Origin of the sequence: Pseudomonas sp. UM16 (assembly GCF_050312595.1) — a bacterium.
Taxonomy (GTDB): domain Bacteria; phylum Pseudomonadota; class Gammaproteobacteria; order Pseudomonadales; family Pseudomonadaceae; genus Aquipseudomonas.
Genome location: NZ_JBNPJT010000010.1, coordinates 25072 through 47368 on the forward strand (window position 1 = coordinate 25072; position 22297 = coordinate 47368).

General features: G+C 58.0%; 23 protein-coding genes and 3 pseudogenes. 12 read left to right on the forward strand and 14 right to left on the reverse strand.

Features of this window, described 5'->3' with window-relative positions; genetic code table 11:
- Nucleotides 1-24: 24 nt before the first annotated feature.
- On the forward strand, nucleotides 25-642 hold the full coding sequence (locus ACQRAX_RS13370; RefSeq protein ID WP_412038608.1) for a hypothetical protein: 618 nt from the start codon (nucleotides 25-27) through the stop codon (nucleotides 640-642).
- Here the strand turns inward: ACQRAX_RS13370 and ACQRAX_RS13375 are convergent.
- Entirely contained in the window at nucleotides 627-1577 is a 951-nt protein-coding gene (locus ACQRAX_RS13375; RefSeq protein WP_412038607.1) for a MerR family transcriptional regulator, read from the reverse strand. The genes ACQRAX_RS13370 and ACQRAX_RS13375 overlap by 16 nt on opposite strands.
- Before the next feature lie 223 nt (nucleotides 1578-1800).
- Here ACQRAX_RS13375 and ACQRAX_RS13380 point away from each other — a divergent pair, with 223 nt between their 5' ends.
- From ACQRAX_RS13380 to ACQRAX_RS13395, 4 genes are read left to right on the forward strand one after another with little or no spacing between them, the layout of a single operon-like run.
- A complete protein-coding gene (locus tag ACQRAX_RS13380) occupies nucleotides 1801-2370 on the forward strand; it encodes an antibiotic biosynthesis monooxygenase (RefSeq protein ID WP_412038606.1) in 570 nt (189 codons plus the stop codon).
- A gap of 55 nt (nucleotides 2371-2425) precedes the next feature.
- A complete protein-coding gene (gene folM / locus ACQRAX_RS13385; RefSeq protein ID WP_412038605.1) occupies nucleotides 2426-3124 on the forward strand; it encodes a dihydromonapterin reductase in 699 nt (232 codons plus the stop codon).
- A gap of 24 nt (nucleotides 3125-3148) precedes the next feature.
- Complete coding sequence (locus tag ACQRAX_RS13390; protein ID WP_412038604.1) at nucleotides 3149-3445, forward strand: DUF1244 domain-containing protein; 297 nt, start codon at nucleotides 3149-3151, stop codon at nucleotides 3443-3445.
- Nucleotides 3438-3776, forward strand: a complete 339-nt coding sequence (locus tag ACQRAX_RS13395) for a HopJ type III effector protein (RefSeq protein ID WP_412038603.1) — start codon at nucleotides 3438-3440, stop codon at nucleotides 3774-3776. Before ACQRAX_RS13390 ends, ACQRAX_RS13395 begins: the two co-directional genes overlap by 8 nt.
- Here the strand turns inward: ACQRAX_RS13395 and ACQRAX_RS13400 are convergent.
- The 8 genes and pseudogenes from ACQRAX_RS13400 to ACQRAX_RS13435 form a co-directional block, all read right to left on the reverse strand.
- The gene (locus tag ACQRAX_RS13400) at nucleotides 3763-4710 is read right to left on the reverse strand and encodes an alpha/beta hydrolase family protein (RefSeq protein ID WP_412038602.1); all 948 of its coding nucleotides are present in this window, start codon (nucleotides 4708-4710) and stop codon (nucleotides 3763-3765) included. The genes ACQRAX_RS13395 and ACQRAX_RS13400 overlap by 14 nt on opposite strands.
- 7 nt (nucleotides 4711-4717) lie before the next feature.
- Nucleotides 4718-5404 (reverse strand): GNAT family N-acetyltransferase, encoded by a 687-nt coding sequence (locus ACQRAX_RS13405; protein ID WP_412038601.1) that lies wholly within the window; start codon nucleotides 5402-5404, stop codon nucleotides 4718-4720.
- A gap of 177 nt (nucleotides 5405-5581) precedes the next feature.
- The gene (gene fabV / locus ACQRAX_RS13410; protein ID WP_412038600.1) at nucleotides 5582-6796 is read right to left on the reverse strand and encodes an enoyl-ACP reductase FabV; all 1215 of its coding nucleotides are present in this window, start codon (nucleotides 6794-6796) and stop codon (nucleotides 5582-5584) included.
- A 170-nt stretch (nucleotides 6797-6966) separates the two neighbouring features.
- A complete protein-coding gene (locus tag ACQRAX_RS13415; RefSeq protein WP_427867740.1) occupies nucleotides 6967-7680 on the reverse strand; it encodes a methyl-accepting chemotaxis protein in 714 nt (237 codons plus the stop codon).
- 141 nt (nucleotides 7681-7821) lie between these two features.
- Nucleotides 7822-8964, reverse strand: a pseudogene (locus tag ACQRAX_RS13420) (HAMP domain-containing protein); the annotation flags it as partial.
- A 189-nt stretch (nucleotides 8965-9153) separates the two neighbouring features.
- Nucleotides 9154-9987 (reverse strand): regulatory signaling modulator protein AmpE, encoded by an 834-nt coding sequence (gene ampE, locus ACQRAX_RS13425; protein WP_412038599.1) that lies wholly within the window; start codon nucleotides 9985-9987, stop codon nucleotides 9154-9156.
- Nucleotides 9984-10550 carry a 1,6-anhydro-N-acetylmuramyl-L-alanine amidase AmpD gene (ampD, locus tag ACQRAX_RS13430; protein WP_412038598.1) on the reverse strand — a complete coding sequence of 189 codons (567 nt, stop codon included), beginning with the start codon at nucleotides 10548-10550 and terminating at the stop codon, nucleotides 9984-9986. The genes ampE and ampD overlap by 4 nt, the downstream gene beginning before the upstream one ends.
- Nucleotides 10551-10629: 79 nt before the next feature.
- A complete protein-coding gene (locus tag ACQRAX_RS13435) occupies nucleotides 10630-12828 on the reverse strand; it encodes a DUF1631 domain-containing protein (protein WP_412038597.1) in 2199 nt (732 codons plus the stop codon).
- Between the two features lie 251 nt (nucleotides 12829-13079).
- Between ACQRAX_RS13435 and nadC the strand changes: the two genes are divergently transcribed.
- Nucleotides 13080-13928: a carboxylating nicotinate-nucleotide diphosphorylase gene (gene nadC, locus ACQRAX_RS13440; RefSeq protein WP_412038596.1), complete on the forward strand. Its 849-nt coding sequence runs from the start codon at nucleotides 13080-13082 to the stop codon at nucleotides 13926-13928.
- Between the two features lie 57 nt (nucleotides 13929-13985).
- On the opposite strand, the gene trxB is transcribed toward nadC, so the two are convergent.
- Nucleotides 13986-14948: a thioredoxin-disulfide reductase gene (trxB, locus tag ACQRAX_RS13445; protein ID WP_412038595.1), complete on the reverse strand. Its 963-nt coding sequence runs from the start codon at nucleotides 14946-14948 to the stop codon at nucleotides 13986-13988.
- A 136-nt stretch (nucleotides 14949-15084) separates the two neighbouring features.
- Nucleotides 15085-15684, reverse strand: a complete 600-nt coding sequence (locus tag ACQRAX_RS13450; protein ID WP_045188136.1) for a peroxiredoxin — start codon at nucleotides 15682-15684, stop codon at nucleotides 15085-15087.
- 266 nt (nucleotides 15685-15950) lie between these two features.
- On the opposite strand from ACQRAX_RS13450, the gene cysZ reads away from it, so the two are divergent.
- The 4 genes and pseudogenes from cysZ to ACQRAX_RS13470 all read left to right on the forward strand — a co-directional run bounded on the left by cysZ (nucleotide 15951) and on the right by ACQRAX_RS13470 (nucleotide 18549).
- A complete protein-coding gene (cysZ, locus tag ACQRAX_RS13455) occupies nucleotides 15951-16703 on the forward strand; it encodes a sulfate transporter CysZ (RefSeq protein ID WP_412038594.1) in 753 nt (250 codons plus the stop codon).
- Nucleotides 16704-16788: 85 nt separating this feature from the next.
- The gene (locus tag ACQRAX_RS13460) at nucleotides 16789-17127 is read left to right on the forward strand and encodes a DUF6538 domain-containing protein (protein ID WP_412038593.1); all 339 of its coding nucleotides are present in this window, start codon (nucleotides 16789-16791) and stop codon (nucleotides 17125-17127) included.
- 17 nt (nucleotides 17128-17144) lie between these two features.
- A pseudogene (locus ACQRAX_RS13465) lies at nucleotides 17145-17282 on the forward strand (recombinase family protein); the annotation flags it as partial.
- Between the two features lie 199 nt (nucleotides 17283-17481).
- The gene (locus ACQRAX_RS13470; RefSeq protein WP_412038592.1) at nucleotides 17482-18549 is read left to right on the forward strand and encodes a DNA methyltransferase; all 1068 of its coding nucleotides are present in this window, start codon (nucleotides 17482-17484) and stop codon (nucleotides 18547-18549) included.
- Here the strand turns inward: ACQRAX_RS13470 and ACQRAX_RS13475 are convergent.
- Both ACQRAX_RS13475 and ACQRAX_RS13480 read right to left on the reverse strand, forming a co-directional pair.
- The gene (locus ACQRAX_RS13475; protein WP_412038591.1) at nucleotides 18542-19492 is read right to left on the reverse strand and encodes a hypothetical protein; all 951 of its coding nucleotides are present in this window, start codon (nucleotides 19490-19492) and stop codon (nucleotides 18542-18544) included. The two genes, ACQRAX_RS13470 and ACQRAX_RS13475, sit on opposite strands and share 8 nt — an antisense overlap.
- Nucleotides 19446-19730 (reverse strand): helix-turn-helix domain-containing protein, encoded by a 285-nt coding sequence (locus ACQRAX_RS13480; protein ID WP_427867739.1) that lies wholly within the window; start codon nucleotides 19728-19730, stop codon nucleotides 19446-19448. The genes ACQRAX_RS13475 and ACQRAX_RS13480 overlap by 47 nt, the downstream gene beginning before the upstream one ends.
- Nucleotides 19731-19922: 192 nt before the next feature.
- On the opposite strand from ACQRAX_RS13480, the pseudogene ACQRAX_RS13485 reads away from it, so the two are divergent.
- Nucleotides 19923-20150 (forward strand): annotated as a pseudogene (locus tag ACQRAX_RS13485) (EI24 domain-containing protein); the annotation flags it as partial.
- 83 nt (nucleotides 20151-20233) lie between these two features.
- Complete coding sequence (locus tag ACQRAX_RS13490) at nucleotides 20234-21226, forward strand: cytochrome-c peroxidase (protein ID WP_412038589.1); 993 nt, start codon at nucleotides 20234-20236, stop codon at nucleotides 21224-21226.
- Here ACQRAX_RS13490 and ACQRAX_RS13495 read toward each other — a convergent pair.
- Nucleotides 21219-22154 (reverse strand): LysR family transcriptional regulator, encoded by a 936-nt coding sequence (locus tag ACQRAX_RS13495; RefSeq protein WP_412038588.1) that lies wholly within the window; start codon nucleotides 22152-22154, stop codon nucleotides 21219-21221. The genes ACQRAX_RS13490 and ACQRAX_RS13495 overlap by 8 nt on opposite strands.
- Nucleotides 22155-22297: the final 143 nt, after the last annotated feature.

Here is a 22297-nt window from a genome sequence, read left to right on the forward strand (position 1 = left end):
ACGACTGACACTTCGAGTTCGCCCATGCAAGCAAATGCCCTCCTGACCCAGGACGAGCTGGACTTCATCAGGACCATGCAGCACACGTTCCAGCCCGCCGCGGCTGAGTCGGCGTCGCACCTGACGGTCAATGGCGGCAGCCAGATCAAGGACTTGCTGACCCGTCTGATTGCCCAGGAGCAAGTGACCTTGCAGGCGCAGTTCGAAAACCAGCAGATGAGCTTTCCCCTGCAGCTGGTCGAAGACGAGTTTCACGCCCTGCAGTTACAGCTGGGTGCGCCGCACATCTATGAAGACGGCCCGATGATGCGTCCATGGCGCCTGACCCTGGAAACACCGGTGGCACTGGAAGACGAGCTGGGCCTGAGTACCGGCCTGTGGGTGCGGGAAATTTCGTTCAAGGGAGTGCTGCTGGAAATCCGCGATCAGCCCGAACCACCGCGCAGCTTCGACCTTTGGTTCAGCCCCACCAACGGCGCGCCGATCGCCCTGCACGGCATCCTCCAGCGACGTACCGGCCAGACCCTCGCCGCCTACAACTTGAGCGAGAGTCAGCAGAGCGAAATCGAACGGCTACGCGAGTACATTCTTCAGGCCCATCGCCAAGCCCATCCGGAACTGCACCCTCAGCTGTCCAAGTGACCCGCCAGGTACTGCTGCAAGCGCCGACGCATCAAGCGCCCTTCACTGCCCAGGCACGCCACCTGAGAACCGATCAGGCTGTCTTGGGCCAGCTCCGCAGCGTCTCCGGCCAATAGCAACGGACACTCAAATGCCAGGGCTAAACGCGCCAGTTGTTTGGGCAGGTCCGGCGCCGGGGGATGATTGGAGAACAGCACCAGCGCGTGAGGCGCCATGCGCTCACACACCAGGCTCAACTCTTCCAACGGCTGCCCCACTGCCAGTACTGTCACGGCAATGTCACTGCTACCAAGCAACAGTGCAGTCACCAGCAACTCCAGTTCCCGGCAATGTCCGGGAATTGCTGCCAGCATTACCCTGACAGGTTGCTGGTCAGCCGATAGCTGCAAACGCTGCAGCACCCGACCGCGCAGAAAACTATCGAGGAACAGCCACTCGCTGTGGTGGCCGAAGGCTTCCTGGGTGCTGCGTAACGCCTGCCAGACCGGCATCAGGATGTCCTGAAAAGCCACTACCAGTGGATAACTGCTGAACACCTGACCGTAGACTTGCTCCAGGCGACGCTCATCGAACGCTCTGAGGGCCTGGCGCAACTGCAGCTGCCATTGTTTGAAGTCATCCACAGAGGTCTGACTGCGCGGCGAATCAGCTGGCGGCTTGATGCTTTGGCTACGGGCGAGAATCTTGCCGACCTTGCTCACCGCCACGCCCCGCTCAACCCAACCGAGGATGCTGCGGACTTCGTCAATATCCGCCTGGGAATACAGCCGGTGCCCACTTTCGGTGCGCGTGGGCTGAATCAACCCATACCGACGCTCCCAGGCACGCAAAGTGACCGGATTGATACCTGTCAGACGGGAGACTTCGCGAATGGGAAACAGCTCCTCATGATCGAGGTCGCCAGGGTTCGACGAAGGCTGGGCAGGCTCAAACATTGCCGGAAAACCACGAATTCAGAAGACAAAGCACATTCTACTCTGCACGGCCGGAAGGCGACCATTAGCATTTCTATCTCCGGCGAGCAGCGAGCACTGACGAGTCAGGTTATTTCAGCAATAATCCGTGCGCGCTTTTTGCATGCAAGTAAATGCCGTCCACCACCCCGGACGCATTTCATGGGCAGGCCACCCGCCACGCCCCGTTGCCAGGAGATACACAATGCCTACCCCTCCCGTAACCTTGATGGTCACGCGCCGCGTCGCCGCTGGTCGCTATCAGGATCTGATGAGCTGGCTTCACGAAGGCGAACAACTGGCCACCGACTTCACCGGCTATCTGGGTTCCGGCGTCCTGGCCCCTCCCCCGCAAGGTGATGAGTTCCAGATCATCTTTCGCTTTACCAACGAACAGACTATGCAGGCCTGGGAGCACTCCGCCTCACGCAAGGCTTGGCTGGCGCGTGGCAATGGCCTGTTCGAACAGCCCCAAGAGCTGCGTGCCAGCGGCCTGGATGGCTGGTTCGGCAGCAATCCGGTACAGCGCCCACCGCGCTGGAAACAGGCCGTGGCAATCTGGTTGGCATTCTTTCCGGTTTCGCTGCTGTTCAACCTACTGTTCGGCCACTGGTTGAGCGTGCTGGAGCTGGTGCCGCGCATCCTGCTCAGCACTCTGGGGCTGACGCCGCTGATGGTGTATTTGTTCATTCCATTGTCGACCCGATTGCTGGCCAATTGGCTTAATGCCTCGGCACCCAGCGTCAACCCGCCGGGAGCGCGCAATCCTGCCTAGTTCGGGTATGCTGGGGGCCATCCACGCGAACCTGTAAAAGTTGACCGCCCCCACCATGAACAGCCCAATTCTTGTCACCGGAGCCAGCCAACGAGTCGGACTGGCGTTGGCCCTGAACCTGGCGCAGGCCGGCCATACAGTGGTCAGCGCCAGCCGCAGCAAAAACCCGGAAGCTGCACACCCGAACATCATCCAGTTGCAGATCGACCTGTGCCGCGAAGACGATCGCCTGGCCCTGGTCGAACACCTGCAGAGCAACTACGACGGCCTGCGGGCAATCATCCACAACGCCTCATTGTGGCTCGATGATGACCTGGCCAACCTCAACACCATGTTCAAACTGCACGTCGAGGCGCCGTATCACCTGAACCTGGCCCTCGGTGAGCAACTGCAGAAGCTGGACAAGGCCGACATCATCCACATCTGCGACGAGACCTCCTCACGCGGCAGCAAAAGCCATATCGGCTATGCCGCCACCAAGGCCGCGTTGCAGAATATGGTCCTGTCCTTTGCCGAGAAATACGCACCGACCGTCAGGGTCAACGCCATTTTGCCGGGGCTGCTGATCCTCAAGGAAAACAGCGACGAGGCTTACCGCCAGCAAACCCTGAAAAAAGCCTTGCTGGAATTTGAGCCCGGCGCGCAACCGCTGATTGAGGCGGTGCAATTTCTGCTCGAGAGTCAGTACAGCACCGGCAGCAACGTGGTCATCAACGGTGGCCGCCATCTGAAAAACCGCATCGCGGTAGACTGAACTGTCCTTGTTACGAGAATGACCATGAACGACCAACAGAAACTTGAACTCGAAGCCGCTGCGTTCCGTCGGCTGGTAGCACACCTGGACAGCCGCAAGGATGTCCAGAACATCGACCTGATGAACCTCTCCGGCTTCTGCCGCAACTGCCTCTCCAAGTGGTACAAGGCCGCTGCCGACGAGCGTCAGATCGAAGTGAGCATGGATCAGGCCCGCGAAGTGGTCTACGGCATGCCTTACGCCGAGTGGAAAGCTCAATACCAGAAAGAAGCCAGCGCCGAACAACAAGCGGCGTTCGCCAAAGGAAAGCCCAATGACTGATCTGAACACCCTGCGCCAAAGCCTGAACAGCGGCGAGCATGCCTTTGCCGATACCCTGGCGTTTATCGCAGCGCATTACGATTACCAGCCGCAAGCGTTCAGCAACGGTGGCGTGGAAAATGCCGCCGGGCAAAACGAAGGCTCGTGCAAGACCTTGGGCCTGGCCCTGCTGGAAGGTCTGAGCGATGAAGAAGCCCTGCTGGCGTTTGGCGAACACTATCGCTCAGTAGTGGCCACACCCGAGGGCAATGATCACGGCAATATCCGTGCGCTGATCGAGCATGGCCTGGCCGGGGTGAAATTCGCCGCCCAGCCGCTCAAGGCCCGCTAAAGGTCTTCAGCCGTCCTGGCGTATCGTCAGCCAGTTGCCCCTGCTGCAGCCACTGCAGGGCAATTGGCCAGAGCCGGGCCTGAAAGCGCTGGTGGAAAAAAGCAAAATGGCCGATATGCCTCTCGTCTATGTCGGCAGGGGCAATCCGCAAATGGCTACGCGGACTGGATTCAAAGTAAGCCAACAGCCGCTCGATCGCCGCGACCGTGCCGAAAGGATCATCACTCAAGCTGATCGCCAGGGTTTGCGCAGTGACGTGAGCAAAGGGCAGCTCCACCAGGGCCTTGCCACTGGGACGCAGCTCGTAGGCCGCGGTGAGTGTGCTCCAGTCCTTGACCACCCCGGCCGGGGTGTCTTCCAGCCATCCCAGGCGCTTGCCTGGGAAATAACCGCACAACCGCGTCAGTAGCGGCATCAGCACATGCCATTTGCCAAACAGTTGCCAACGACTGTCGACGGCATAATCGCGCCAGTAGGCAAACTGCGCACCGACCGTGACCAACCTGCGCACACGCCTGGACGACGCCGCCAACCCCGCCGCACAGCCGCCAAAGCTATGACCGACGACATCAATGGGTTGCCCGGGAAACTCGCGCAAGGCACGCTGAACCATCGCCTCGAAATCCAGGGCACCCCAGTCGGTCCATGACGCCTGGAAGTGACGTAGCGAAGCCGGACGCGACTCACCAATGCCACGATAGTCATAGGTCATGACATCGAAGCCGTGGCTGAACAGATACTCGGCAAAACGTGCGTAATAGCGGCTGCACACTGATGTGGCGGCGTTGATGATCACCACCGGGCGCGTGCTGACCACCTGTTCATGGCGCCAACAGCAGCCGCCGAGCGGATAACCGTCGGCAGCGATCTGCACAAAGGGATGCGCGCTGTTACTTGAGACTGGCAGCGGTGGAAACGCTTCGAGACTGCTCATCGACCTCTTATGCCGAAGCCGCTACCCGCGGCGCCGGGACCTTGCGCAGGCCGCAAAGGCGAGAGCCATCGTAACGGGTTTCACGGAACAGGCGCCAGCGTCCGAACAGGCCATACACATGCATCACTCGCCCCTGTTCGTGATAGCCCATACGGATATGCAGTTTCAGCGCCGGGATGTTGTGGCTTTCACAGACGTCTACCACTTTGTTGCAACCCTGGGCGCGCATGGCGTCCCATAGTGCGACCTGGGCATCCACCGACAACCGCGTACCGAAAAAAGCGCGGGTCATTTCGCCACCGAACTCAAAGAACTCCCCAGGTTTTACCGGGAAGGTACAACCGTAATAGTGGCGGTCGTGGTAGTCGCGCATGCTGCCGAAAATAAAGGCCACGGCATCGCCCTTGTCATCCAGGTACATATGCCCGGTATGGCCTTCGGCTGCCAGCTCGCGCATGGTCTGCACGCGGTCACCGAAATAACGGGCAAAAGCGTCGGCGTTTTCCGGGGTGATATCGACCCGCCGTACAGGCGGGTGATCGCGCAGTTTATGCGCAGGGACGGGGCTGACCAGATCGCGCTCCATCCACAGCAATTCCCAGTGGAAGAAGATGTAGCGTTCGCAGAGTGTTTTCAGGGTCTTCTGGAGACCTTTTTGCCTGATCCGCTCTTTTAGTTTCTGCAATCCACTCATGGCGTCTCCTAGTGACCCGGGCGGTTGGAAGGGCAGCTAGAGAGTGGTATAGATCAGCGCGGCGAGGGAATGGCAAAGGGCCATTGACGGACTTGTTTCAAATTGTGTTTCGGTGCTGCAACAGTTGCCACACCTTGACTAAAACAGGTGTGGCAACAAGGCCTTAGCAGCGCCTGGTTACAGCTCGATGCAGTCAAACCGTACGTCGGTAGCCACATCGGCGTCGTAGTCAACGTCTTGGCGCTTGAAACCGAACAGCTTGAGGAACTCGTCCTTGTAGTACTGGTAATCGGTCACGCTGGACAGGTTTTCGGTGGTCACGGTCGGCCAAAGGGCTTTGCAGGCATCCTGGACGTCATCACGCAGTTCCCAGTCGTCCAGGCGCAGACGCCCTTCTTCGTCCAGCGCCGCTGGCGCGCCATCTGCACGGTACAGACGGTCACGGAACAGACGGTCGAGTTGATCCTGAGTGCCTTCGTGAACGTTCTTCTCCTTCATGATCTTGAAGACCATGGACAGGTACAGCGGCATTACCGGGATGGCCGAACTGGCCTGGGTAACCACCGACTTCAGCACCGCGACATTGGCGCCGCCACCGACCTTGGTGTTCAGACGCTTGGCGGTCTCGTCCAGGTCCATCTTGGCCTTGCCCAAAGCACCGTGCCAGTAGATCGGCCAAGTGATTTCAGTACCGATATAACTGAACGCCACGGTACGCGCTTGTGGCGCCAATACGCCGGCGGCATTCAGGGCATCGATCCACAACTGCCAGTCCTGACCACCCATGACGGTCACAGTGTCGGCAATTTCCTGCTCGCTAGCCGGCTCAATCGACGCTTCGATGATGGTGTCTTTGTTGGTGTCGATAGCGGTCGACTGGTACGGCTGGCCAATCGGCTTGAGCGCCGAGCGCACCAGTTCACCGGCACGCTCGCCTGCAGAGGCAGGCAGCTTGCGAACTGGCGACGCCAGCGAATAGACCACCAGGTCAACCTGGCCGCCCATTTCGTTCTTGATCAGTTCGATCACCTTGGCCCGCGCTTCATCGGAGAAGGCGTCACCATTGATCGACTTGCTGTACAGGCCTTCTGCCTTGGCGAACTTGTCGAACGCGGCGGCGTTGTACCAGCCGGCAGTACCTGGCTTGGTCTCAGTACCCGGCTTCTCGAAAAACACGCCCAGGGTATCGGCACCAAATCCAAACGCTGCGGTGATGCGCGCAGCCAGGCCGTAGCCGCTGGAGGCACCGATCACCAGGACCTTTTTCGGCCCATCCTTACGCACGCCCTGCTTGCGGGTGGCTTCGATCTGATCACGTACGTTCAGCTCGCAACCGGTTGGATGCGTAGTGGTGCAGATAAAACCGCGAACTTTAGGATGGATGATGGCCAATGTCTGTACCTCGTCAGTGAATATGCTGAGGGAGCCGAATCGCGGGGACTCGTGGTTCCGTTGCTGTGAGGGTGAGACTACACCCGCAGCGTTGCCGACACATCCGGCTCCCTGGAATCCGTCAGGGCGCTACTTTGTCACAGCGTGGAAAACTTCAGCAACTGCTGATCTCAGACCCTGAACGCGCCGATCAACCGCTTCAACTCCAGTACCTGCGCCGACAGCTGACGGCTGGCATCCTCGGTCTGGTGCGCGCCTTGGGTGGAATGTTCGGCCGCCCGATTGATCTCGACGATGTTCTGGTCGATGTCGTGAGCGACGGCGGTCTGCTGCTCCACTGCAGCGGCGATCTGCTGGTTCTGGTCGACAATGCTGCCCACCGCCCCAAGAATGTTCTCCAGCGCCTGCTGCACCTGCTGTGACTGCCCAACCGTGCCGGCAGCCACCTGGTGGCTGGCATCCATGGCTTTGACCGCTGCACCGACGCCACCCTGCAGCCGGGAAATCATCTGCTCGATTTCTTCGGTGGAGTGTTGGGTGCGCTTGGCCAAGGTACGTACCTCGTCGGCCACCACGGCAAAGCCCCGCCCCTGCTCACCGGCGCGCGCCGCTTCGATGGCCGCATTGAGGGCCAGCAGGTTGGTTTGCTCGGCAATGCTTTTGATCACCTCCAACACCCGACTGATGGCCTGGCTGTCGCTGGCCAATTGGTGGATCACCACCACCGACTGATCGATTTCGCCGGCCAGACGCACGATGTTGCCCTGCTGCGACTCCACCAGGCCACGGCCACTGACGGTCTCCTGATTGACGCTGTGGGCACTGTTAACTGCCGCTGCAGCGCTGCGCGCCACTTCCTGGGCGGTGGCCGACATCTGGTTCATTGCCGTGGCGACCTGCTCGATCTGCCCGCGCTGGCCACTGACAGCCTGGTTACTCCGGGCCGACACCGCATGGACCTGTTCGGCCTGGCGCCCGACTTCGACCACCGTGTGGCCTACCCGCTCAATCAGATCGTGAATACGCCGGACGGTGCCATTGAACACCGCGCCCAACTCCCCCAGTTCATCACGGCTACTGGCGCGAAAGTTCACCGTCATGTCACCGGCAGCGACTTTGTCCATGACCGCGCCCAAGGTTTTCAGCGTGTGGCGAGTCGACGCATAGAAGCCGCCATAGAGGTACATGATCATCAAAAACACCCCGGCCAGTGCCGACACCAGCACAATCATGTGCAGTCGGTGCTCGCCCAGACGTTGCTGCAATTGTTGATCGAGAAATTCGCCGGTGGCGGTGTTCAGGGCGTAGGTCTGCGCCATCAACTGACTGACCTGCTGATAAAAGGCCGACCACGGCGCATCAAGGGTTTCGGCCATCACCACCTGCTCTTCGAACAGTTCGCCGGCCTGTTTCAATGACGCCTGGCTGCTGACGGCCAGGCTGCCCAGGTGCGCTTGCGCCCCTGGCTCGGTGGCCAAAGCATCCTGGACCCTGAGCGCGTAATTGGCCGAGAGCTTGTCCAGGCGTTGGAGCAAATCCTCAAAGCGCGTGCTGACCGCGGAACTGAGAAAGCCCTGGCCCAAGGAATAGGCCCCCATTGCCCGCCCTTCACCCAGCGTCTGGGTGATTTCCGGGGTAACAGTGGTCATCAGCTCGGTTAGCTGGCGAATTGCCGAGTCGCTGTCTTGATTAAGCCCAGCCTGACTGGCAATCACTTTGCTCAGCACCTGAGCCTGGCCAAGCAGTTTGTCCAGGTAAGCGACCTTGCTCAACAACGATGATTCAGCCTGGGCAGCCTTGAGCAGGCTGAGCATTTCATCACGTTTGTCGTGAAAATCCTTGGCTTGGGCTTCGTCGGAACTGACCGCCGTCAGCCCGTTCAAGCGCTGCAGCAGCTGATTCTCCAGCGTACCAATTTGCGCCTCAATGTCTTCTGCCTTGCCCGACTGACCGAGCACGGCATTGATCTGCACCAAGTTGCCCAAGGTTTCCAGATCGCCACGCAACGCCAAACTGTTGCCCAGCAGTTCCAGGCTTTGCAGCTCAACTTCAGTGGCATGAAACTGCGCATAGGAGTCACGGACCAGGTAATAGTTGGTCACCAGCATGGGCAGGAAAAACAGGATACTTATCAGGCTGAATTTCATCCCGAAACTCAACCGATTCATCAGCGCGATGGCCGGATACAACAGGCTCTTCACGGGTGGTCCCCTCCGATTCTTATTGTTCTGCGCGCACAATGGCACTAGGCCACTTATGATTATCACCAGCGCCTGTATAACGCATATCGGAACAGGGTTTTGTAACTTAAGGTAAATCGGAGTGGGGCAGACCAACGGCTGCCCCACCCGCACCCGTCAACCGAGAACAGTCCACAAGGCAAAACAGGCGTACCAGAGCACTGCCGAGCGCAGCAGCAGCTCCCACAGAGAATCCAGACCGACCAGGCCTTCGGGCCCCGCGGGTGCGCCCTGTGGCATATCGCCGGCGACCTGACCGATCGAGGCAATCAGTTTGGGCGCGGGAATATGCCAATTGAGCAGCTCATGCAGCATCACCCGGCTGACCGCGACAAAGTTGCCGACCAACGCAAAGCTCACACCGAGCATCCGCACCGGAGCCCAGTCAAAGGCATGGCGCAATTGTTCAGCACGTTCACGCAATGGCGCCCCATGAGCATGCTCGGCCGTCAGGGCGAGCAAGCGGTAGGCCAGTGCAGCGGCGGGCCCCAACAGGACATACCAGAAGATCACCGCAAAAAAACTCTGATAGGCCTGCCATAACAAATGGCCCTGAACCCGCTCGAGCAGGGTCGATGCATCATCACCGGTCACTCCCAGGTCGCGCTCGGCCACATGCACCGCTGCCTGTTCATCGCCCCGCCGCCAGGCATCACGAAACGGTCCCAAGGAAGCTTTTACATCGCCCCGCCCCAAGCTGTAGATCAGCACCAGCAGGTGCACGGGCAAGGCCAACAGGCCATAGGCAACCGGTTGTAGCACTTGGTTCAGCATGGCCACTACAACCACCGGCATCAGCACCAGGATCGACAGCAGCCACCATGGATGACTCTTGCCGCTGCGCTCCAGCCGCGCAAGTTCAGTGCAAAAGAAACCATCGCGTTGCAGTTGCTGACGCAGTGCCGAGAACTTCTCGACCCACAGCACCAGTAACAACACCAGAAAACTCATGATCTATCCTCACTGTCCTTGAGGGCCGCGCGGTAGCGCGACCAATTGAACGCCGGGCCCGGGTCGGTCTTGCGGCCCGGTGCAATGTCGCTGTGGCCACGAATCCGTTCGCTGCCAATCGCCGGCCACGCTGCCTGGATCTCACGTGTCAGCGCCTCCAGCGCCTGATACTGGGCATCGCTGAAGGGCAACTCATCGGTGCCCTCCAGTTCGATGCCGATGGAAAAGTCGTTGCACGCCTCACGCCCCTCGAAGCTCGACACCCCCGCATGCCAGGCGCGGTCCAGGCAGGACACAAATTGGGTGATTTTGCCGTCACGTTCAATCAGAAAGTGCGCCGACACGCGCAGGTGCTTGATTCCATCGAAGTAAGGGTGTTCGCTTGGGTCCAGACGATTCTGGAAAAATTCCTGGACCTTACCGGTGGCGAACTGCGCCGGTGGCAGGCTGATGTTGTGAATCACCAGCAGGGAGATGACCTCGCCGTCAGCGCGAGTATTGAAGTTCGGTGAAGGGCAGTGGGTAATACCGGCGAACCAACCTGTAGAGCGGTCCAGTTGCATAGAAAATCCTGAAACACGAGGGCACTGCCTCAGTATGCCCCGAGGCGTGACGGGATGCATCGTTAAAACGCGCAGGCTACTAGCGCGCCTGATGACGACGCAACTGGCTGACCACCGAGTCCAGTGCCCGATCAAATAGCAACGTGTCATCAAGCAGGCGCACATCACCACGACGCAAGGCCACCGCCAGCGCCATAGGTGAATACTCGCGCACCTTGAGGCCGGTACGATTGACGAAAATCAGCGAATCGGTGCTGTCGATCTGCGCAATCAACTTGCACCGCTGCACCTCGCCGCCCTCTATCAACTCAAGCCAATTGCCAATACGCAAACGCTGCGCCTGCAACAGCGCCGGGTCATCATCGGCTAGGTGTACTGGGCTCTGAACAGATGGCTCCTGCTCCGGGCTGGGCAACACGATTTCATCAAGCACCAACACCCGCTCGCTTGCATCCTTGAGCGGGGCAATGCCAGCGAACCGAGTCTCGAACACTTGCACGTGCAAGGCTTGCAACTGGGCAAAGAACTCGCGAGTGGCAAAAGGATCGAAAGCGGCACTGGCCAGGCCATCGCGCAGCGCCTTGAGCAGGCCGGGCACCACCTCCAGCAGGCGCAGCCGTGCGGGCGGCTCGCTGTGCAACTCCACACTCCAGATCAGCTCATCCATGGTTTCCAGCGCCCCCAGCCACGGGGTCGAGGTATCCCCGTGCTTGAGGCAGGCCAACAACAGCACCTGGCTCCAGGCCTCTTCAAGCAGGCGCACCACAAACCGCGGCAAGGTTTTGCCCAGCAGCCGGCGATTGAGTTCCTGTTGCACGCGCTGACGTGCCATCTGGGTACGCGCACGGCCTTCTTCGGCATCTCGGGTGCGTTGTTCGAGCAACTCGTTTCGTCGCCGCTCATCACTATTGAAGGCAAGAAACTCGGCAAGTAGATCGGCAAAGATCGCCGGATCATCGTTAAAGTCATTGAGCAGACGCTGGACGATTTTTTCCACCCGCACATACAGCGCGTCGCGCTGACAGTCGTCACTGGCACCCCAGCCCACGGCCGCCGTGGCGATTTCGTTGAGCAAACGCCGGGCTGGATGACTGCTGCGACTGAAAAAACGCTTGTCCAGCACCGCGACCTTGAGCATGGGGATCTGCATGCGTGCGATCAGAGTGCGCAGCGAATGCGGCAGATTGCTGTCGCCATGAATGAAGTCGAAGAGCATCGCGACCAAATTGATCACGTCCTCGTCCACGACCTCAACCTTACGGTAGGTGCCGCTCTTGACGCTGACCCGAGTCAGTAGCTGTTCAAGTTGCTGATGCAGGTTGAAATCGTCGACTTCTGCAGCCGGTGGCACAAAGTGCTGCAGGTGCGAAAGCAGGCGTAACAAGTCTCGGGTACTGATCGGCTGCATGGGCGTGCTGGCCTCCAGACGCGGAGCAACACGTCCACGCACTCTTGCCAACAGGTTTTGCAGGGAAGCAAACACCGCCTGTTCGTTGGCATCGAGCTCAACGTCCTGATCATCGCGCAGATCGTGCTTGATCACATCCTGTGGACTTGGTGCGGGGCGGTCTTGAGTGCGGCGCCGAGGCACCGCTTTGAGCTCGGGCAATACACCGGTGACCAGCAGCAAATGATTGGCTTCGCCATAGAGCTGATCAGCATCCTGCAGAACATAACGCTCGAACAGTTTAAGGATGATCAACTTGACCTTGATACCCACGCCCAGATTGCGTCCGGCCTGGAGAAAATAGCCGCACAGCATCGCCGGTGCCAACGGATTGCCCTGTGTACTAAGGGGTTGCCCGGTCAAGGTGGCAAAGCGCAGAGTCAACTGGTCAAGGGCCAGACCATCACAGGCCAGAACCCGGTTGACCATGGCGTCCACGGTCACGGTGCGCTCCAGTGCATCATTGCCCAACAACGCCGGCCGATCAAAACTTGCGCTCGCCAAAAGTTCAGGCAGCGGCTCACCCTGGCCGATCCGCATGAAGGCATCATAGAAACAGTCGAGGTAACCACGCTCAATGCTCTTGCGTTTGAGGCGCAGGTCGCGCATGGCTTCAAAAAGGAAGTTCTGCTCGCTGTTACTGGTTGCCTTGTCGGCCATCTCGAACAGCGTGTCGTCAGCATTGTCGAACAGCGCCTGCAGACCTTGGCGCAAGTGCAGCGCGGCCTTGTCACGAACCTGCAAAAGCACCACCGGCAGACGAGCAAGAGGCGTAGTAAACGCCTGATCGATGGCGGCCTTGATCGGCACCACCTTGCCGTCGTTATACATCCCGGACTCCTTGCAGGGTTAGTCTTGTTATTAAGCGAGGCTTCGTCAAAGTCATGACGTCAAATACAAGTCGCATTATCTGGCAAAATCAACACACTCGCCAGCGTGGGCTGAAAGTCCTGCGCCGGGGGATAGACTGGTGAATCGGCGAAAAGCTCATTTCGCCTGACCAAAGGTCAGGATGCCGTGCTTGCTGCAACTGCGCCCCGCCCTGCCCTATAATCCCGGGCACTTAGCTTGTGGAGCCTGCCATGCCGAATTTACGCCTCGCCGACCTGACCGCCGAAATCGAAGCCAACGTACGCCGTGCGCTGCTCGAAGACATTGGCAGTGGCGACATCACCGCCCAACTGATCCCGGCCGAGCGCCTGGCCAAGGCCGCCATCATTACCCGCGATGATTGTGTGATCGCCGGCACTGCCTGGGTTGATGCCGTGTTTCGTCAGCTTGATCCTCGGGTGGCGGTGCATTGGCAAGTTAAAGATGGCGAGCGAGCGCAGGCTAACCAGCCGTTGTTTCACCTTGAAGGCCCGGCCCGCTCACTGCTCTCAGGCGAGCGCAGCGCCCTGAACTTCCTGCAAATGCTGTCCGGCGTGGCCACCCATGCGCAGTTTTTTGCCGATAAAGTCGCAGGCACTCAGGTCAAACTCCTCGACACCCGCAAAACCCTGCCGGGCCTGCGCCTGGCACAGAAGTACGCCGTCACTTGCGGCGGCTGTCACAACCATCGTATTGGTCTGTTCGATGCCTTCCTGATCAAGGAAAACCACATCGCTGCCAGCGGTGGTATCGCCCAAGCGATCAATGCCGCCCACAAGATCGCCCCCGGCAAGCCGGTGGAAGTTGAAGTGGAAAGTCTCGAAGAGCTCAAACAAGCCCTGGATGCTGGTGCCGACATCGTCATGCTCGATGAACTGAGCCTGGACGACATGCGCGAAGCCGTGCGTATGAATGCTGGCAAGGCCAAGCTCGAAGCCAGCGGCGGGATCAACGAAAGCACCCTGCGGGTGATTGCCGAGACGGGTGTGGATTACATCTCGATTGGCGCCATGACCAAAGATGTGAAGGCGGTGGATCTGTCGATGCGACTAAGCCTCTGAGGTTTAGCGCAGGCACAAAAAAACCGGCTCAATAGCCGGTTTTTTATGGCAGGACGATCAGAACGAAGCGTTCTGCAGACCGTCCAGGTAACGCTCGACATCCAGCGCCGCCATGCAACCGGCACCGGCAGAGGTGATGGCCTGACGGTATACGTGGTCAGCCACGTCGCCCGCAGCGAACACACCTTCAACATTGGTCGCGGTAGCGTTGCCGTCACGGCCGCCATTGACCACCAGGTAGCCGTCCTTGAGGGTCAGCTGGCCTTCGAACAGCGAGGTGTTCGGGGTGTGGCCGATGGCGATGAACACGCCGTCAACCTTGATTTCATCGAAGCTGCCGTCGTTGTTTTTCAGACGTGCACCGGTGACACCCATGTCGTCGCCCAGGACTTCATCGAGGTTGGCGTTGAGTTTCAGCTCGATCTTGCCTTCGGCCACACGGGCGTTGAGCTTGTCGATCAGAATCTTCTCGGCACGGAAGGTCTCGCGACGGTGGACCAGAGTCACTTTGCTGGCAATGTTGGCCAGGTACAGAGCTTCCTCAACCGCAGTGTTACCACCGCCAACCACCGCTACAGGCTTGTTGCGGTAGAAGAAACCGTCGCAGGTTGCGCAGGCGGAAACACCTTTGCCCATGAACGACTCTTCCGACGGCAGGCCCAGGTAACGGGCGCTGGCACCCGTGGCGATAATCAGTGCGTCACAGGTGTAAGTGGCGCTGTCGCCCTTGAGGGTGTACGGCTTGCTGGCCAGGTCAACGGCATTGATGTGGTCGAACACCACTTCAGTTTCAAAACGCTCAGCGTGTTCCTGCATCCGCTGCATCAGCGCCGGGCCGGTCAGGCCATGGGCGTCGCCCGGCCAGTTGTCGACTTCGGTGGTGGTGGTCAGCTGGCCGCCGGCCTGCATGCCGGTGATCAGCAGCGGCTTGAGGTTGGCGCGCGCCGCGTAGACCGCTGCGCTGTAACCGGCAGGGCCGGAACCGAGAATAATCACTCGCGAATGACGTACTTCAGACATGACACGCTCCTGTCGAGGTGGGCACTGAATTGCCCACATCGTAACGCCGGGATCGCCGGCTGGAATAAAAAAGAACCTGCGAAGCACTTGGGGAAGGCTTTTGGCCGCAGGTTCTGAAAATCGTTAAAGCGCAGCCTTACAGGCTGGCAGCGTTTTCTGCCAGGTAGTCAGCAACGCCCTTGGCGTCAGCCTTCATGCCTTTTTGGCCTGGACGCCAGCCGGCTGGGCAGACTTCGCCGTGCTGTTCAGTAAACTGCAGGGCTTCAACCAGGCGGATCATCTCGTCGACTTCACGACCCAGCGGCAGGTTGTTGACCACCTGGTGCTGAACCACGCCTTGCTGGTCGATCAGGAACGAGGCACGCAGTGCCACGCCGTCTTCGTGCTCGATACCGTAGGCGCGAGCGATCTCATGCTTGACGTCGGCAACCATGGTGAACTCGACTTCGCCAATACCGCCCTTCTCGACCGGCGTGCTGCGCCAGGCATGGTGGGTGAATTGCGAGTCGATGGAGACACCAACCACTTCAACACCCAGCTCACGGAATTTATCCATGCGATTGTTGTGGGCAATGATTTCCGACGGGCAGACAAAGGTGAAGTCCAGCGGCCAGAAGAACAGCACGACGTATTTGCCGCGCAGGGAAGAAAGCTTGAAGCTGTCGACAATCGAACCGTCGCCCAACACCGCCGCCGCATCGAAATCAGGGGCTTGTTTGTTGACCAGAATGCTCATGAAAACTCCTTGAAGATTAGAATTCGAAGGCGTTGAAAAGATGTGCGCACTTTAGCGAGGCCGCAGAGATTAAGGAAATATCCTTAGACAATCCACCTTATAGGCCAGCTCTATTCATCCCTAAGTACTACAGTTGTTTGTCTATGAGGGCTTGCCCGATGGCGTGCCGAGCTTTTGTTACAGCCCGTTGCGCCGATTGCGCCGCGCTTTCGTCGACCGCTCAAACTCGGTAAGGTCATCGCGTTTGCCTTTACCCGGAGTTCTCTATGCAAGCCCCTGTACTCTCTGGCCCTCAGTACCTGCGTGAAGGACTGAAATTGGTCCTGAGCCCGAGCCTGCGCCTGTTCGTGTTACTACCGCTGGTGGTCAACCTGCTGCTTTTCGTCGGCCTGATCTACTTTGCCGGACATCAGTTCAGCCTCTGGGTCGACACGCTGATGCCCAGCCTGCCGAGCTGGCTGAGTTTTCTCAACTACGTGCTCTGGCCCTTGTTCGTCGCCCTGGTGGCGCTGATGGTGTTTTTCACCTTCACCATGCTGGCCAACATCATCGCCGCGCCGTTCAATGGTTTCCTCGCGGAAAAAGTCGAAGTGGTGGTGCGTGGCACTGATGACTTCCCTGCCTTCAGCTGGGCTGAACTGATCGCCATGGTGCCGCGCACCCTGGGCCGCGAAATGCGCAAGCTGGGCTATTTCCTGCCACGTGCAATCGCCCTGTTCATCCTTTCGCTGATCCCGGTGGTGAACATCATTGCCGCGCCACTGTGGTTGCTGTTCGGTATCTGGATGATGGCCATCCAATACATCGACTACCCGGCCGACAACCACAAGATGAGCTGGCAGGACATGCTCGCCTGGTTGCGCGCCAAGCGCTGGCAGAGCCTGGGTTTTGGCGGCATCACCTACCTGGCGTTGATGATCCCCTTCGTCAATATTCTGATGATGCCAGCGGCCGTGGCCGGGGCGACCTTGTTCTGGGTGCGTGAGCGCGGGGCGGAGAACCTGGTGAGCCAACGCTGAACCGGTCATGACTGACAAAGCCCCCATTCGCTAATCACGCTTGAACTGCCCTTTCCCAGCCAACTGATACACAAGGCTGGTACACATGGCATTGATAGCGCAACCATTCCGGCCCCCCGACTCGGGCATCTACTACCTCCGACGCAGGGTGCCGGATGACATTCGACAGGTGATCGGCAAAACTGAAATTCGCCGTTCGCTGAATACACGAAACCATCAACAAGCCAAGGCTGCATTTGTAATCGCATATGCAGAGTCCGAACGTTTTTTTCAACAGATGCGCAGCGGTCATTCGGGCCTGATTGCTTCACCACGTTTTGATCCGTTCCCAATCCCGATCTGTACGCACGCGACCACCGCGAGTGAAAGCGAAAGCTCACCCACCAGAAAGCCCCTAAGGCTGTTGGCGCTGATTGAAAACTGACCCACCCTGCCAATTGAAAAATGACCATGCAAGTTCTAGGCGCTGTAGCCGAATTTGAACGGGACCTTCTGATTGAACGGACCCAGCAAGGATTGATGCGTGCGAAAGCTGAAGGGAAAAAACTTGGTCGTCCGGTCGCAGTGAAAACCACTGCTCCTAAACCCCGGTTTGGGTCCCATGGACAACATAGAGAAGCTAGCGAAATTTGGGACCGACCACTATTTTTGCTTGGTACTCACTTAGTCACCAAATCGCCAGTGCACAAGCATGGCCCGTTCCGTATTCTGTGCTCGAAGGTAGACACTACTGCAAGCTACAGATTAAAATCCTAAAATAGGATTTTTTGGCGGAACCATGAACGACACCGAAACCATCAAAAAGCCACGCACCAGTACTGTTGGGCGCGCTAAGGCTTTGAAGTCATCAGCACCGCCCAGCCAGCCTCTATATGAGGATGGTGCGGTCTCACTCGCATTCGGTAACAGTTTGGATCATTACGATCGCTGGGATACACCCACTGTGATCGTGTCCGATGGTGCTTATGGCATCCTGGGCTTTGAGGGCGACACATCGGATCACCTCAATATCCCAAAGTGGTACGAACCCCATATCGAGGCGTGGAGCAAGCGAGCCACCCCGCAAACCACTCTCTGGTTTTGGAACTCCGAAATCGGATGGGCGGCGGCTCATCCCATCTTGGAAAAGCACGGTTGGCGTTATGTTAACGCCAATGTTTGGAACAAGGGCAAAGCTCATGTGGCAGGGAATGTCAATACCGCCAAAATACGACGTTTCCCCGTTGTATCTGAAATCTGCGTTCAGTATGTATTTGAAGCAAGAATCAATAACGATACGTTGCAGCATTGGCTTTATAAAGAATGGAAGCGAACCGGGCTGACTATGAGATCAGCAAACGAAGCTTGTGGGGTCAAAGATGCAGCTACTCGGAAGTACCTAGACCAAGGTCACCTGTGGTATTTCCCCCCACCTGAAGTCTTTGCCAAAATGAGTGCTTACGCCAACGAGCACGGCAAACCCGAAGGCCGTCCCTACTTTTCACAGAACGGCATCCACCCCATGATGGAGGATGACTGGTCCAAGATGCGTTCAAAATTCTATTGTCCGCACGGCTGGATGAACGTTTGGGATCGCCCCCCTCTCAAAGGATCTGAGCGCATCAAAGTGCCTGATACTGGCAGCAAGGTAGCCCACTTAAATCAGAAGCCTTTGGATCTGATGAAGTTGATCATTGAGGCATCCTCACAGCCCAATGACACGATCTGGGAGCCCTTCGGGGGGCTGTTCTCTGCCAGCCTTGCTGCAAAGCAAACGCAGCGGCGAGCGTTTTCAGCTGAACTTGATCCCGACTATTTTCAGCTAGCTTTGACTCGATTTCAGACCGAACCCGATCTATTTACTTAACCAAGGCCTTTTCGGCATCCACGTCTTGGATGCCAAATTTTTCCGTCAGAGCCGTTTTTAAAGCGGCTGTTCCCTTTTCAGTCTTCATGCCACGAAGTAGCTTATTCCATTGACCAATCGTCATGCCGTGGTACTCCATCGCATAGATGGATTTCGCAAAGGCTTCGACACCGGCATGCCCGACACGATCTAATTTGGCAAAATTAGTATCCAAGCGGTAATCGAATCGGCCCGTCAATATCTTTAACTTCTGCTGATACTCAGCTGATGGTGAGTATTTTTTTGCGTCAGCTCCCCATGATTCAAGCAAACCAGCAGCCTCTGCTAATTTCTGGGATTCAATCTGCAAATTGTCGTTCGCCTGCCACTTGTAGCCTGCGGTATTGGTCTGCTGCAGATTTTTGGTTCGCGTCTTCGTATCCTGCGGTTCCAACACCAAATAACCAGGCGGCTTGTGATAGTGTTCGTCTCGAGCACACGCCACAGACGCCCCTGAAGCGACTGCAATGCCAATGATCTTCGGTCTCCCAAATATTAAGAACTCAGGCAGCCACGCTATCAGCGCAACGTGAGTTTGATCGCCCGAAAAATGGGTTTGACTGTCCTTGAATCGCCCAGTGATTTCGGTTGCCAGTGGGAACCATGCTTTGATTTCAAAACCTGGAGTCGGTTCTACCCCTCCATCAAAGATGATGTCTGGGAATCCAGGATCTTGGCGGATCCATTTTCCTAGCGATTTGAAATCATCTTTCTCGTTCAAAAATTCGCAGGTGTTGAACTCGATCATGTTTCCCAGCAATGGGGACAGCTTCGAGATAATTTTGGCAAGGTTTACTGCCGCTTCTGGGGAAACCGGCTTGCTGACTGCTAGCACGTCAAAGATGTGTCCGGGGAGTTCATTCAGATGCTGACTTGCCGCCTGGATGACTTGGTTTGTATTCATTAGTCGCACCGAGAATGGAATCAAATAGCGCTGCCGCCTCCATACCAAGGGCATCGCAAACAGAAACGAATTCCACTACGTCGAGGCGACGCTCACCGCTTTCGTATTTCGAAACGAAGGATTGAGGTTTTCCGAGGCGCGAGGCTAATTCCGCTTGCGTCAACCCTTGACGCTCGCGAGCCATCGCCATTATTCGGCGGAAAGCCCCATAGGCGGGCGTGTGTAGAGATTTGACCATAACGCGAGTGTCTAACCTCTTCTGGGATATCCCAAATCGGGTTTAGTAGATTCCATCAAAGGAATTTACCCCTTTCCAGAATTGAGTTATGCCGACAGCTTTTCAAGGCATTCATATCACTGATACATTTCCCGCTCACTCCTTTGGGAAAGGGCTGTGAACGACGTGGCTTTCGGGCGGTGTATACCCATTTTCCAATACATCGACTACCCGGCCGACAACCACAAGATGAGCTGGCAGGACATGCTCGCCTGGTTGCGCGCCAAGCGCTGGCAGAGCCTGGGTTTTGGCGGCATCACCTACCTGGCGTTGATGATCCCCTTCGTCAATATTCTGATGATGCCAGCGGCAGTGGCCGGGGCAACCATGTTCTGGGTGCGCGAGCGCGGCGCTGAAACGATGGTGGTACAAGCAAGCTGATCCGCAGCTTGATCTGGGTCACGGCAGCATTCCCCTACAAGGCACATGGTTATTGAAACTATAAGCCTGTAGGGGAGCGCACCATGTATAGACCGTTGACGTTGATGTTTGGATTGATTCTGGGAGGCCAGGCCTGGGCTGCCGCCTCCGCCAGCGAACCGATCCTGCCGGTGCAACCAGCGAAAGTCACTGATACCGCCAAGGTTGAGCTGGGCAAACAACTGTTCTTCGATCCGCGCTTGTCCAAGTCCGGCTTCATCTCCTGCAACTCTTGCCACAACCTGAGCATGGGCGGCAGTGACAACTTGCCCACCTCCATCGGTCACAATTGGCACCAGGGTCCGATCAACTCGCCTACCGTGCTCAACTCCAGCATGAGCATCGCGCAGTTCTGGGATGGTCGCGCCGCCACCCTTCAGGAGCAGGCAGGGGGGCCTATCGCCAATCCCGGAGAGATGGGTTTCACCCATGACCTGGCGGTGGATGTACTGCGTTCCATCCCACAGTACAAAGCCTCGTTCAAGCAGGTGTATGGCGATGATGGCATCAAGATTGACGATGTCACCAACGCCATTGCCGCCTTCGAGGAAACCCTGGTCACGCCTAACGCGCCGTTCGACCGTTGGTTGAAGGGTGACAAACAAGCCATCAGTGCCACTGCCGCGCAAGGCTATCAACTGTTCAAGAGCATCGGCTGCGTCGCCTGCCACAATGGCGAAGCGGTGGGTGGCAGCTCCTTCCAGAAAATGGGCATGGTCGAACCTTACACCACGAAAAATCCGGCCCAGGGTGTCGCGGGCCTGACGGGCAAGGATCAAGACCGCATGCTGTTCAAGGTGCCAACCTTGCGCAACGTCGCCCTGACCTACCCCTACTTCCATGATGGCGCTTATTGGAACCTGGAAGAGGCGGTGGACGTCATGGCCCGCCTGCAGCTGGGGCGCAGGCTGAGCAGCGATGAGGTCGGCCAGATCGTCGCATTCCTCGACACCCTGACCGGCGATCAGCCGAGCTTCAAGCTGCCGATGCTGCCGCCGTCTTCGGCGCAGACACCACGTCCGTCACCGTTCAACTAACGGCCGCGGCAACAATCAGCTCGATGGCCTGGCGGGCAATCGGTGACAAGGTACGCCCGGCATGACAAACAATCGCACTGGCAATGCTGCAGCCACCTCCGGGCAGACCGGGCTGCAGCAACGCCCCCACATCGCCGATTGCACCACTGCGTAAATCCTCCTCAAGCCAGGCACGCCAGGTAAACAACAGCGAGTCACTGCCCAACGTGGTGCTGCGCAACAACTGCAGGTCATTGCAACCCAGGGCCAGTGGCGCTATGGAGCCCTCCGGCAAATCCAGCAAATCACGCAACCGCGCAGGCGCCACATCGTCGAACAGGACCGAACTCCAGGGGTATGCCAGAAGCTGCTGACGCGTGATGGGTGCCTGCTGGTGCATGAGCGGATGGTCGCCACGGCAGAAGATCGACGTAGGCTCAGCCGGCAAGAGCGTGACGACAAAACGCGGGTCGGACAGGCGTCCCGGGTCGCAGGTAAAGGCCACAAAAAACTCGATCTGTTCCTGCTCCAGTTGATGGATCAGGTGGTGCCAATGATTGATTTCGACTTTCATCATCAACTTGGGGATGCGCTTGCGCAGCGTTGTCAGCGCATCCTGCAGATAGAGATTGGCGGCCATCATGCCCGCACCGAAGTTCAACTCCCCGCCATCGGCCTGGGCAATGTCATTGGCCTCGGCGACCAAACGCCCGGCACACCCAAGTAACTCGCGCGCCCTGGCCAGCAATTGCCGCCCCGCGGCGGTGAGCAGGACGGTCCGCGTGTCACGGTCGAACAGACGCACGCCCAAGTCGGCTTCCAGCGATTGAATGCTGCGGCTAAAGGCGGTCTGCGACAAGTTGGCCCGCTCGGCTGCGCGGGAGAAGTGCAACTCCTCGCTGAGCAACACCAGATGGCGGATGCGCTTCAAATCTATTGAGTCAGCCACTGCATCAATCCATGGTTATTTTTGCATTGGACGCACAGGGCATAGATACACAGACTGACTTGCGCATGCAACACAGCGCACCAGAACAACAATGAACTGCCGCAGCGGCCCAGGCCCTGTTGCGCACGCCCCTGTACAAGGAG